The sequence below is a fragment of the Spirosoma profusum genome (assembly GCF_014699005.1).
Lineage (GTDB): Bacteria > Bacteroidota > Bacteroidia > Cytophagales > Spirosomataceae > Spirosoma > Spirosoma profusum.
In genome coordinates, this window is record NZ_JACWZY010000002.1 from 171,345 (window position 1) to 183,816 (window position 12,472).

The following is a 12,472-nucleotide window of genomic DNA, read 5'->3' on the forward strand; positions in this document are numbered from 1 at the left end:
GAATAGTTATTTTGTCATGCTGAGTCGTGCCGCTTCGGCGGTCCGACTCAGCATGACAAAAACATCCTAAAATTTGGCCTTCCCCGCATCCAGAAACGCCACGAAGTTTGCTACGTCACGATCGTAGTTTTTAGGCGACACCAGCAATTTTCCTTCGCTGTTGACGAGGCAGTAATGAGGCTGGGCGTTGTTGTTATACTTCGTAATCTGCAAATCGGCATTTTGCGCGCCGATGGTCTTTTTCTGCTTCTGGTCGTAGGTCGAGGTGTACCAGGACGTTTCTGGAAGTTCGGTTTTGTCGTCTACGTAAAGCGCAACCACCACAAAATCATTCTGTAACCGCGACAGCACCGCTGGATCTGACCAGACACGGGCTTCCATTTCGCGACAGTTCACGCAACCGTGTCCGGTAAAATCGATGAAAACGGGTTTATTCACTTTTCTGGCATAAGCCAGCCCCTGTTTGTAATCGAAAAATCCCTGCAAGCCATGCGGCAAGTGAAACAGATTGGCGTATTTAATATTCTCCGCAAGTTGTCCCTCAGCCCTCTGCCTATTGCCCCCAGCCATTTGTAAATTGAAATCCTGCGACGTTTCTGGCGGCAGATAACCTGATAATGCTTTTAAGGGTGCGCCCCAAAGTCCGGGAATCATGTACACGACAAACGAGAACGTAACAATCGCCAGCAATAACTTCTGAACACTGATGGATTTCACTTCGCTATCGTGCGGCAAACGCAGTTTCCCAAGGAAATAAAAACCAATCAGGGCGAAAATGACGATCCAGATCGAAAGAAAAACCTCTCGATCGAGCAAGCCCCAGTGATAAACCTGGTCGGCTACGCTCAGAAACTTTAGCGCCAGCGCCAGCTCCAGAAAGCCGAGAACAACCTTCACCGAATTGAGCCAGCCACCCGAACGAGGCAGATTTCGCAGCCATTGTGGAAAAGCCGCAAACAACGTAAAAGGCACAGCGAAAGCCGACGAGAATGCCGCCATGCCAAGAATTGGCTTCACCACTTCGCCACCGGCTGAGGCTACCAGCAAACTACCGACAATCGGCCCTGTGCAGGAAAACGAAACGAGCACGAGCGTAAACGCCATAAAGAAAATACCGGCGATACCACCCTGTTCAGATTTGGCGTCGGCTTTGTTAACCAGCGAACTGGGAAGCACAATTTCAAACAAACCCAGAAACGACAGACCAAAAACAAAGAAAACGGCGAAAAACAGGACGTTCGGCAGCCAGTGCGTACTCACAAAATTGGCAAACGCCGGCCCGTTCACCCGCGATACAACCGTACCGATTAATACGTAGATACCAATGATGAATACGCCGTACAGCAACGCTTTCCACTGCCCGCCCTGCTGATTGGTGAAAAAGCTCACCGTAGCCGGAATAATCGGAAATACACAGGGCGTGAGCAATGCCACTAATCCCGATAGAAAAGCAGCTAACAGAAAACCTCCCAGCGAACCACCTGACGTATTGTTTATATCATCCCCGTTCACAGAGCCAACCACCGGGGCAGTGGCAGCTTCTGTAGTAATAGGTTCAATTTCTTTTACAGCTACCGTGTCTGATAAAACTGGTGACGACGTAGCAACGGCAACAGTCGTTTCGGAGGCCGGTTTCGTAACTGTTGATTCTGTTTTGGGGGTTGACGCAACTGCGGTCGACGTAGCTGTTGGTGCTGATACGTCGGCTACTGTTTTAATAGCTGTTGCGAGCTCAACTTCGGCGGGTGGAAGGCACGTACCATCTTTGTCGGAACAGGCCATGTATTCAGCCGTGGCCCTGAATGAAGGATTCGGCTTCAGGATTTTGACTTTCTGGATGAAGACGGCTTTGTTCGCAAATTGACGAACTTTAGCGCCCCACACCTGCACAAATACCTCTTCGACTCCGATGGGCTTGGCGCTACCTATTGTCTGCCAGGCATCTGACGTAGTGAATTTGAAACTAGTCGGAATTGGCCCGATGTTTGGATCTAGGTCGTTGGAGTAAATATGCCAGCCATTGTCAATTGCGGCCTGAATACGTATTTCTACTATCTCACCGACTTTGGCCGTGTTTTTTGGAGGGATAACCGACCAGCTTGTTGGATCTTTCTGTAACTGCGCTATTGCCACCGCGCTAAAAAATAGGCAGGTGACAAGCGTAAGAAGTAACTTCATGCCGCTTGAAGGAAGTGATGATTTGTTTCTACAACAGAAATACAGCAAAAATATTTCCATAAAAAGTCGATAGTCGTTAGTCGATGGTCTTCAACGAGTTAATTCTACCCCTATTGACCCTTAACGAACGACTATCGACTGACAACTGATGGCTTTTTACCGACTAAATAAAATCGGATTCATCTCGTCCTGCGGTTGGCTACCTATAGGCAGGCTGTTGAGCCAGGTCTCATGATCAGCGATCTGATACTGATTGCGAGGCTGAATAATTGTCTGATCTTTATCCATGTAAATCATGGTCATGACCTTCCGTGGTTTGTCTGATACGTTCGGGCCAGCGCGGTGGAACGTCCAGCCTGCGTGATAGCTGACTTCGCCCAGTTCAAAAGGCGTATCGTGGACGTTAAAATTCTGTTTCTGAAGCGCTTCGGCCAGGATTTTTTCGCTATCGTCACTGATTTCAATATCGCGGCCAATCTCTACGTGTTGGCTGCCTTCGGCAAAAGCCAATGGCCCCATTTCCATCGGTGTATGCTGCAACGGAATCCAGACCGTAACCGTTTTTGGCGATGATAGAGGCCAATAAAACTGGTCGGCGTGCCAGGGAGTAATGCCGCCCGACGGCTCTTTATATAGTGCCTGATCGTGGTAAATTCGAACACCATCGACGCCCATCAAATCAGCGGCAATTTTGGCCAGTCGTTTCGAGAAAACGAATTCTCTGGCTTCAGCATCTTCACGCCAAAGGTTCATGATTTGTAGAAAAGCCCGCTCATACGTAGTACGTTCCGCCATTGGTTTTATCAACGTATTGAGTCGAAATACCAAATCCGTAATAATATCGCCATAATAGTCCAGAACGGCGGGACTCAATACGTGCTTTAACTTAACGTAGCCATTTGTCTGGTAGAACGTAACAGCTTCTGAACTGACCTGATACGGTGCGTCCAACTCAGCCAGCAGGGATTTTTTATCAAGCGTAGCATTCATGATCACTCTCTTTTTTAGATGAGCCAATGTAAACGTAACAAAGTCGCAGAAATTTAATCTTTAACTATATGCTACGTTGCTAATTAATGAATGAGATTTTATTTCTTTGATTGTCATGCTGAGGTACGAAGCATCTTAAGACACCCAAATTCTAGTGTAATGATACGTTAAGATGCTTCGTACCTCAGCATGACAAAAATGCATCCATAAGATTTACTCATCCAAAGAATCCTATTGATATAACGTAATGAAACAAATTCTAGTTATTCAGCCACTTGTTTACGTAGCAATTCTGTTCATATTGATTCAGTCTTGCCGGCCTACAAAACAGGAAGTTACCCCAACCGATGACGTAAAGCTTTTGGGCATTTCAATTCCGGGCTTTCCAGCGGAAAATATCGCGATTGATCAGGAGAAAAAACAGGTTGTGCTGACAGTTCCTGCCAACGTAACGACTGCCAATTTTGAAGCAAAATCGTACCAGACATCAGCCAATAGCGCTATATGGAATGAGCAACCTTCTCCAATTAGTCTTTGCCGAATGCCGTCGCCCGACCAGCAGTTAGGTATTTATGTACTTAACGACGCCAATAAACTTTCTATTTACAAATTCGCGATAAAGCCTGCTGGTAATCTCCAGATTGGCTTTATCGATAACCAGACAACGGCTATTGTTGCGCAGCCACTAGGATTTCAGATCGAAAATTTTCTGGATGGCATCGGTGAAGGGCAGATCATTTTATCGAGAACCGACGCTTCAGAACGGGATACGTTACGTGTTGGCTGTTGTTTAGGATTAGGAAATTGCAGCACCAGCAATCAATATGCTGCGAATATTCCGGAACGGGTTCGGCCAGGTGAGTATACCGTTGAAATCAGAAAAGCGAATGGACGACAGGCCATTGCGAATCAAAAACTCACATTTCGGAAAGGAACACCATTGCTGGAGAAATTCCAGTTTCAAAAGCCAATTATAGCAAAGACGCGTAATCTGGTCATTAACGGCGAAAATCTGTTTGCCGATGATAGCCCCGAATTGCTGGTTCAGCGTGTAACAGGTGAGCGTTTCCGATTGAAGCCAACAGTTGTTTCCGCTTTTGGCCGGTCCGTAAATCTGGACTTACCAGCAGAAATGACTCCCGGCTACTACTACGCTCAACTCGTGATACGTGGTCAGGTAGTTAGCACAACGTATCGTCTAACCGTGCTACGTCAATCTGACCAACCCAGCGTACTCTCCATTGATACGTTGCTGGCGTCGCGGTCGGCTAACCCCCTGGTTCTTCAGCGGTCGCGTTACTATTCGGCCCATATTTTGCCCGAATACGGTCCATATCCAGATAAACTGGATGTTAAATTAACAGACGCCAACAGCCCTGATCAAACCGTCGTTTTCAGGTATAGAACCGGAAGATATAATAGTGATTATCCCGGCGGATTAGCAATTCCGAATACAATCATTCCTGGAAAATATACGCTTCGGATCGTTGCTACGTATTCAGATGGAACGGTTGTGGAAAGCGAACCGCTGGAACGATACGTCATTGTACAGTAAAGCTCCTAAAATGCCCTGACTGCTACGTTCAGAGTATTTTAGGAGCTTTCTCTTAGCGCTAACGGCCTTCAACCCAAACCCGCCCACGTCGGGTTTGTTCCCAGTGACCTGGCGTTCTTGCCGTGTATCGAGACGGAGCAACGCGGTAGTAGCCGTTTACCCAAACGTAATTCCGTCCCCGGCGAACGTAGTGGCCCGGAACCCATACGTGGCGCGCCGATGGTGCTCTTGGAATTACTTCAACACGATCTCGAGGTGGGCCTTGTGTTGTGGCGGTAGTCGTACAGGCTGTAAACAAAGCGGGGAGCAATAAGCCCGCGAGTGCAAAAACTTTCAGTTGCGTTTTCATAACAGCTATTCATTGAGTTTACCGAAAACTGACTTAAGCACGTACTGAAGTTAGTTTCTGATAATTGTTGTTTTTACGTATGATGGCTCGCCGACTAAAAAGTTTAAAGCAGGTTATAAAACAATCTTTATGGAAGATGAAAAAGTTGAGATGGGGGTCAGTGTTTGCACAAAAAAATGGCCTGAGTTCATCGCTCAGGCCATTTTTAATAACTGTTTAATAGCTCCAATACCCTTGAACCCAAACGCGTCCACCGGGTGTCCGGCGCCAATAACCAGGATTCCATGTTTTATACCGGGCTGGTTTTGAATACGTAACATACTGAACAGGCGTATTTCGATAATAACCGTTCATCCAAATGTAATCTCGCCCCCGACGAACGTAGTGACCCGGAACCCAGGTTTGACGTACTACAACCTGCCTGGAAGGCACTTGTGCTATCGCGGTTTCCGAACTGGCAGTAAAAAAGGCAGGGAGCAATAAGCTCGCTACTGCCAAAACTTTCATTTTCGTTTTCATAGCGTTTGCGGATTAAGTTCGGCAGATAATCGGCACTTAATGACCGTTTTCTGCTCTAATTATCTATACTATGAGATGGTCTATAAACCCAGGGGTTTAAAACCTGACTTTATATCAACGTATCATGAAGGAATATTGTTAGATAGTTTTGTCAGGTAATCTGGCTTATGCTACTATTTTCCGACGTACCTTTGTATTCGTAAATAGCTGGTTGTTCGTTAGTTCGGTACGTTCCTGTCTACCAATCGAATAGCCAGATTATCAACATAAAAAAACTGTTTGTTCTGATGACAACTGCCACTTCCACCGCCCGCGATACGCAGGTTTTTGACCTGATTGCTAAAGAAAAACATCGCCAGGAGTCGGGTATTGAGCTAATTGCTTCCGAAAACTTTGTGTCGCCCGCCGTGATGGAAGCGGCTGGCAGCGTATTGACCAATAAATATGCAGAAGGTCTGCCCGGCAAACGGTATTACGGTGGTTGCGAAGTTGTTGACCAGATTGAACAAATTGCCATCGACCGGGCGAAAGAACTATTCGGCGCTAGCTGGGTAAACGTTCAGCCCCACTCCGGCGCACAAGCCAATACGGCCGTTTTTCTGGCTTGCCTGCAACCCGGCGATACCATTTTAGGCTTCAATCTGTCGCACGGAGGCCACCTTACGCACGGCTCTCCTGTAAATATTTCCGGTAAATATTTCCGCCCTACGTTCTACGGAGTAGAACAGGAAACCGGTGTTATCAACTACGACGTAGTGGAAGAAACGGCTAAACGCGAACGCCCAAAAATGCTCATCTGTGGCGCTTCGGCCTATAGCCGCGACTGGGACTACGTTCGTCTTCGTGCCATTGCCGATGAAATTGGCGCATTGTTGCTGGCCGACGTATCGCACCCAGCTGGCCTGATTGCCAAAGGTTTACTGAACGATCCACTCGCTCATGCACACATCGTGACCACCACTACGCATAAAACGCTACGTGGTACGCGGGGAGGTATCATCATGATGCGCAATGATTTTGAGAATCCGTTCGGTATCAAAACTCCGAAGGGCGAAACACGAACGATGTCGTCACTGCTTGATTCGGGCGTTTTCCCCGGTACGCAGGGTGGCCCGCTGGAACACATCATTGCAGCCAAAGCGATTGGATTTGGCGAGGCACTAAGCGACGATTTCTACGACTACGCTGTTCAGGTGAAGGCGAACGCTCAGGCCATGGCAAAAGCGTTTCTGGGACTTGGCTATCAGATCATTTCGGGCGGTACCGACAATCACCTGATGTTGATCGATCTACGTTCGAAAGGGTTGACGGGTAAATTGGCCGAAAATACGCTTATCAGGGCAGATATTACGATCAACAAAAACATGGTGCCGTTCGATGATAAATCGCCGATGGTTACGTCGGGTATGCGGATCGGCACGGCGGCCATGACCACTCGTGGGCTGAAAGAATCGGACATGGAACAAATTGTCGTATATATCGACAAGGTGCTGATGAACCACGACAACGAATCGGTACTGTTAACCGTTAAAGAAGAAATTAATGAGTGGATGAAAGCATTTCCGCTCTACAAAAGTTAATAATTAAAGAGCGAAAGAGTGAAAGAGTGAGACCGGGCCGCCGGAGCGGAGCGTTTAATAAGCCACGACTAATTTCATCACACTTTCGCTCTTTTACGCTTTCACTCGTTGAAAACAATGCCACTCGACCAACTCACTGACGAAGAAATCGATACTGAAGGCAAGGAAATGTCCTTTCTGGACCATCTGGAAGAACTCCGATGGCACATTATCCGGGCCGTAGGTTCCATTTTTGTATTTGCGATTATTGCCTTTATTTTCATCCAGGAAATTTGGCAGACAGTCGTAATGGGTCCTAAAGATCCTAATTTCTGGACGTACCGGATGATGTGTAAACTGTCAGATATGACGGGTTACGCAGATTTGTGTGTCAAAAAACTCAACTTCGAACTACAGGCGCTGGGCGTATCCGACCAGTTTACAATGGCCCTTACATCATCGCTGATTATCGGTCTTTGTTTTGCGTTTCCCTACGCCTTCTGGGAGTTGTGGCGTTTTATTAAACCTGGTCTTCGGATTGCCGAAAAACAAGCAGCTCGTGGGGCTGTGTTCTACGTATCGACGTTGTTTTTACTTGGCTTGCTGTTCGGCTATTTTATCGTGTCGCCACTGGCTATCAACTTTCTGGCGAACTATCAGATTACGCCGGAAATTAAGAACCAGTTCGACATTACGTCTTACATCGGCATTCTGGTAACGCTGTCGCTGGGTTGCGCCCTTATGTTCCAGATGCCCATTGTTGCGTTTGTGCTTTCGAAAGTGGGTGTGTTGACGCCCGCTTTCATGAAGGAATATCGCAAACATGCCTGGATTGTTATTCTGATTATAGCTGGTATCATTACGCCATCCCCTGATATTTATAGCCAGGTATTAGTTGCCTTACCACTGGCGGGGCTTTACGAAGTCAGTATTCTGGTGTCTCGTTCGGTTCAACGGGCGCGGCTGAAAGAAGAACAGGCACTGATGAAATCGTAAGTTAAATTGAGTCATTTTGAAGCCCTTTCCTGCATGAGAGGGCTTTTTGCTTTATACGTAGTGATGTATCTTTACTGAAAAGACGTGGGTATATGCAGGCTTTAGAGAAAATACGGTTAAGTGCTGAGCAAGAAGTAGAGCTGGAGGCCGGTGAACTCATCACTATACCTGCATCCTGGGAGGAGTTTGAAGAGTTTCTGTCCGAGACAGATTACCGAGTTGAGTATCATAACGGACAGATTATTGTAATGGGTTTAGCAAAAATTATTCACGAAGTTCTAGTTGCGCGTTTTGTCTATTTTTTAACAGGTTTTTATCTGGGAAAGCCCTTTTATGTGGCAGGCAGTAATGCAGGAATTCGGAAGGATAATAAAAAAGGACACTATAATGGCGATGTGCTGGTGATCAAAGAAAACCCAGTTTACCAAGGTAAATCTCGCTCAATTATTACTAACCCTTACTTAATCGTCGAAGTACTCTCAAAGTCGACATTGAATTACGACCTAGGAGCAAAACGCCGAAAATATGAGCAAATGGAAACGCTTCAGGAGCTCGTCTTTGTTGACCCTTTCGATAAGGAAGTAATCGTTTGTCGACGTACTGAACAAGCCAACGTCTGGACAGAAACGGCCTATACCTTGCCTGAACAAGTCGTTGATATTGACGGTTTCCATATTCCTGTAAGCGAAATTTTTGCCAACCTGCCTGAAGAATAATTAACCAATGCCACAATACGATTTTCGCAAATTCCATTATCGGTCCATAAATGCCGCGAACGATGCTGAACGCGCAGCCATCAATCAGGAGCTGAAAGACCTCTACGCTTCATTACCTGAAGATGAGAAAGAAGAGTTCAACCAGCAGTTGCAGACGTTTCTGGCTAAAGAAATGGGCCGCCTAAAGTCTGATTACGAATCTGTTAAAGGAAACCTGGGCGATAATTAAATGAAGTCAAAAGTCATTAGTCGTCAGAAATTGTCGAGCTTTTCTTAACCACTTCTGATAACTGACGACGACTCTAACTCAAATCATCCCACGCGCTTTCAATTCGAGGTACTTATTGACCGTATTCGCCGTCAGGTTTTGCGGAGCTGTCAGGATGGTTTGGATACCGTATTGGCCTAATTCCTTCACAATCTGCTTCTTTTCGTAGGAGAACTTTTCGCCGATAGTTTTCATATAAATCTGCTCAGTATCGGCGGCAGGCTGGTTAAGCAATGATCGGAGTTCGGTGTTTTCGAAGAAAATAACGAGCAAAAGATGGTCTTTGGCGAGCCGACGCAGATAAGGTAGCTGCCGCTGCATACCACTTACTGTTTCAAAATTCGTAAAAAGCAGCAATAGACTTCGCTGGCGAATGTGCGTGCGAACACTGGCATAGAGGCTTTCGAAATCGGTTTCCAGAAAGCGGGTTTTCTGGCGATAAAGCAGTTCCAGAATTTTGAGCATTTGCCCGCTACGTCGGTCCGCGGGAAGAAGCTGGCCCACGTGATCTGAAAACGTTAGAATACCAGCGCGGTCCTGCTTGTATAAAGCGATATTGCTCAGTACGAGACTCGCATTGATCGCATAATCGAGCAACGTCAATCCCTCAAACGGCGACCGCATCACACGCCCCTTATCAATCAGACAATAAACGGGTTGCGACCGTTCGTCCTGATACGCATTGATCATTAACGTAGTACTTCGTGTACCCTGGTCGGTCATAACGGTACGACGGGACGTAGCTTTCCAGTTGATGGTACGTACATCATCACCAATCGTATAGGGTCGAACCTGTTCGAATTCCATACTATGACCGATACGTCGAATACGCTTTACGCCAATTTCATTCAGTCGATTCGTGGCCGCCAGAAGTTCATATTGCCGCATTTGCAGATATGATGGATAAACCGCAACCATCCTTCCCTGCTCGAACTGATATCGACGTTTCAACAACCCCAGCGGTGTAAGTACAAATACGTTGACAGCACCAAAGCTGTATTCGCCCCGTTTTGTCGGGCGGAGTTCATAACGTATCGCCTGCGTTTCGCGGGGATTTAGATGCGCCTTAAACAGTACGTCGCGACGTTGAAACTGAAACGGAATTTCATCGATAACTTCTACGTCAGCCTGGAAACCGTAGCGATTTTCCAGATAAATGGTCAGTGGATTTTCGTCGCCATTCGACAGGCGGTCAGGTAATTCGCGCCGGGCAAAAAAGGCTTCCTTTTGCCGAAATAAAAGCCAACCGTCCAGCAAAATCATTAGTATGAAAACTGCAAACGCAATTTTCATCAATGGAAACAGAATAGGAAATGCGTAGGCTGCGACGAATAGCAAGACAATCGCAATTAGGGCAAACCACAGCCGAATGGCCACGAAAAGCGAACGAAATAGTCTCAAGGGCGTTGGTTTTTTAAATTGGCAAGAGCCTCATCAATTTCAGGTTCATAAACCGGATTGTAATCATCTTCCTGGTAATCAGCACTACGTTCGGCACGTAGCGCTTTGAAAAAAAACGACGCATCCTGAAATGCAGTTCGAGCTTCGGCAGTTTGTCCTAGCTGGAGCAATGCGCGACCTCGATGATAGTGTATAAGAGCCGAGCGATTGAAATTTTTAGCCGCTTTTTCCAGATCGATCAACGCTTTTTCGGCTTGCTGAGTGGCAATATAACTGACGGCCCGACTGACAAAATGCTTGTAATTAACCCATTCGGTACCATGTTTTTTGGTTAATGAGTCGATCCCAACCGAAAATTGCTCGATGGCTTTCTGATGATTCCCCGTTGCCCGGTGCACTAGCCCACGCATATAACTTACCGGATTGTAGCCAACGATGTCATCGAAATTAGGCGTCAGCGCGTCATAAGCGTCGAAGTGTGCAAGGGCTCTGGGGTAATCGCGTAGATGAAGGTACTGTTCGCCCACAAAACCGTGCTCTCTGGGGTATAATGTTGTCGTCTTCTCCAGCCATATTTCGGCCTGCTCGTACTGCTGATGCCACAAGTAATTCAAAGCTCGATACCGGTAATTTTCCCCCGAAGCCGACAACGTATCAAGCCGTTTCTGCTCACGGGTTTCAGCGTAATAAAATCGTTTTTGTATCGAACGATTATTGGCCAACATCGACGCTGAGGAGCGCAAATACTGCTCACCATCCTGACAAAATCCTAAAACAGGCATCAGCCACAAGAGAATAAACAGGCGCTTCATGGTAGTATGTCGGCTATGCGGCCATCTTTAAGCCGAAAAACTAATGAAACAGCGACATCCAGCATTCGTCCATCCGGACGATTCGATTGACGTAACGTAACGTCGGTGGCTATGTGATTGCGGCAAATGTCCTGTAGTTGACTGGTGATAGACTCAGTGAATGTTTTCGGGCAATAATCTTCTCCGAAACCCTTCAGTTCGAACGTACCGATTTTGCCTTCGCAGTTCATCCCAAAGCGGATACGTAGCAACCCCGATTCGCCCGCCTGACGTATCGGCTGGTAGTATTTCGCAAAAACCTGAAGAACATCGTATCGCCTGGGATTTTGCCCCGGTAAGGTTTCGTACCATTCCCGTCGGTAGCAGTTGCTACAGGTCTGAAAACCAGACGGGCGACACGTATCGGTAGGGTTAAGATTCCGAACAAATCGAAAGTTCTGTGTCACTGCGTTATGGCTACTACTTCCAATGACCTGAAGCTGTTTAGAAGAAATACTACGTAGCTGCCAAAGTGGTTTATAGCCGCCATACTGGTTATACGGATTGCCCCGAATGACCAGAAAAACCGATTGTCCAAATTGAGCCAATTGCCAGAAATGGGCTGTACGTTGTTTGGTGATGGGATTTTCTAAAGCCACCTGACCATTCGCATAAAGGTAAATCGTCAGGCTATCCGATTGCCACACACGACCAGCAAGCGCTTTACGAACAAGCGATGAATCAAACGGAATATCGGTAAACCGACGAAAAACCATCGGGTAGTTTTTGCCGATACGTAGCAAATTCTCCTGCACTGTGATTAGACCAGGAGCGTAGCGAATTGTATCCAGTCGAATAGAATCGTGCTGTACAGCCCACGTAGCAACTAATTCCTGCGCCGATCCATCTACCATGCCGAAATGATACGTACCATTAGCATCTAACGTAAGATAAGTGGGCAATGCACAGGAAAAATCTGTATCCCATTCCGTGTGTACACCTATCCAGACGCCGGAAAGCTGCTCTTGCGTTGGCGATTGGGCGAAGGTTAATGAATAATGGAGGATGAATAACGCACAATGGGATAGGAAGGATGTAACGTACCAGCCACTACGTTCCACATTATTCATTATGCATTTTCCATTATTCA

12 protein-coding genes are annotated in these 12,472 nt (G+C 46.8%); 5 read left to right on the top strand and 7 right to left on the bottom strand.

The window, feature by feature from the left end; all coding sequences use genetic code 11:
* Positions 1 to 66: 66 nt before the first annotated feature.
* Together IC229_RS03045 and IC229_RS03050 are read right to left on the bottom strand one after the other, a co-directional pair.
* Positions 67 to 2,178: a cytochrome c biogenesis protein CcdA gene (locus IC229_RS03045; protein ID WP_190885453.1), complete on the bottom strand. Its 2,112-nt coding sequence runs from the start codon at positions 2,176 to 2,178 to the stop codon at positions 67 to 69.
* Positions 2,179 to 2,334: 156 nt separating this feature from the next.
* Positions 2,335 to 3,168 (bottom strand): phytanoyl-CoA dioxygenase family protein, encoded by an 834-nt coding sequence (locus IC229_RS03050; protein ID WP_190885454.1) that lies wholly within the window; start codon positions 3,166 to 3,168, stop codon positions 2,335 to 2,337.
* Positions 3,169 to 3,415: 247 nt separating this feature from the next.
* On the opposite strand from IC229_RS03050, the gene IC229_RS03055 reads away from it, so the two are divergent.
* Positions 3,416 to 4,723 carry a hypothetical protein gene (locus IC229_RS03055; protein WP_190885455.1) on the top strand — a complete coding sequence of 436 codons (1,308 nt, stop codon included), beginning with the start codon at positions 3,416 to 3,418 and terminating at the stop codon, positions 4,721 to 4,723.
* Between the two features lie 58 nt (positions 4,724 to 4,781).
* Here IC229_RS03055 and IC229_RS03060 read toward each other — a convergent pair whose 3' ends face one another.
* Entirely contained in the window at positions 4,782 to 5,072 is a 291-nt protein-coding gene (locus IC229_RS03060; RefSeq protein WP_190885456.1) for a YXWGXW repeat-containing protein, read from the bottom strand.
* A 216-nt stretch (positions 5,073 to 5,288) separates the two neighbouring features.
* Positions 5,289 to 5,591, bottom strand: coding sequence for a YXWGXW repeat-containing protein (locus tag IC229_RS03065; RefSeq protein ID WP_190885457.1), 303 nt, complete (start codon positions 5,589 to 5,591; stop codon positions 5,289 to 5,291).
* 287 nt (positions 5,592 to 5,878) lie between these two features.
* Here IC229_RS03065 and IC229_RS03070 point away from each other — a divergent pair, with 287 nt between their 5' ends.
* From IC229_RS03070 to IC229_RS03085, 4 genes are all read left to right on the top strand, one after another.
* Complete coding sequence (locus IC229_RS03070; protein ID WP_190885458.1) at positions 5,879 to 7,171, top strand: serine hydroxymethyltransferase; 1,293 nt, start codon at positions 5,879 to 5,881, stop codon at positions 7,169 to 7,171.
* Positions 7,172 to 7,288: 117 nt separating this feature from the next.
* Positions 7,289 to 8,146 carry a twin-arginine translocase subunit TatC gene (gene tatC, locus IC229_RS03075; protein ID WP_190885459.1) on the top strand — a complete coding sequence of 286 codons (858 nt, stop codon included), beginning with the start codon at positions 7,289 to 7,291 and terminating at the stop codon, positions 8,144 to 8,146.
* A 92-nt stretch (positions 8,147 to 8,238) separates the two neighbouring features.
* Positions 8,239 to 8,862 (top strand): Uma2 family endonuclease, encoded by a 624-nt coding sequence (locus tag IC229_RS03080; protein WP_190885460.1) that lies wholly within the window; start codon positions 8,239 to 8,241, stop codon positions 8,860 to 8,862.
* 7 nt (positions 8,863 to 8,869) lie between these two features.
* Complete coding sequence (locus IC229_RS03085) at positions 8,870 to 9,091, top strand: hypothetical protein (RefSeq protein ID WP_190885461.1); 222 nt, start codon at positions 8,870 to 8,872, stop codon at positions 9,089 to 9,091.
* A gap of 78 nt (positions 9,092 to 9,169) precedes the next feature.
* On the opposite strand, the gene IC229_RS03090 is transcribed toward IC229_RS03085, so the two are convergent.
* The 3 genes from IC229_RS03090 to IC229_RS03100 are packed head-to-tail and all read right to left on the bottom strand — an operon-like array spanning position 9,170 to position 12,452.
* Positions 9,170 to 10,531: a DUF58 domain-containing protein gene (locus IC229_RS03090; protein ID WP_190885462.1), complete on the bottom strand. Its 1,362-nt coding sequence runs from the start codon at positions 10,529 to 10,531 to the stop codon at positions 9,170 to 9,172.
* A complete protein-coding gene (locus IC229_RS03095) occupies positions 10,528 to 11,343 on the bottom strand; it encodes a tetratricopeptide repeat protein (RefSeq protein ID WP_190885463.1) in 816 nt (271 codons plus the stop codon). Before IC229_RS03095 ends, IC229_RS03090 begins: the two co-directional genes overlap by 4 nt.
* Positions 11,340 to 12,452 (bottom strand): hypothetical protein, encoded by a 1,113-nt coding sequence (locus tag IC229_RS03100; protein WP_190885464.1) that lies wholly within the window; start codon positions 12,450 to 12,452, stop codon positions 11,340 to 11,342. Before IC229_RS03100 ends, IC229_RS03095 begins: the two co-directional genes overlap by 4 nt.
* Positions 12,453 to 12,472: the final 20 nt, after the last annotated feature.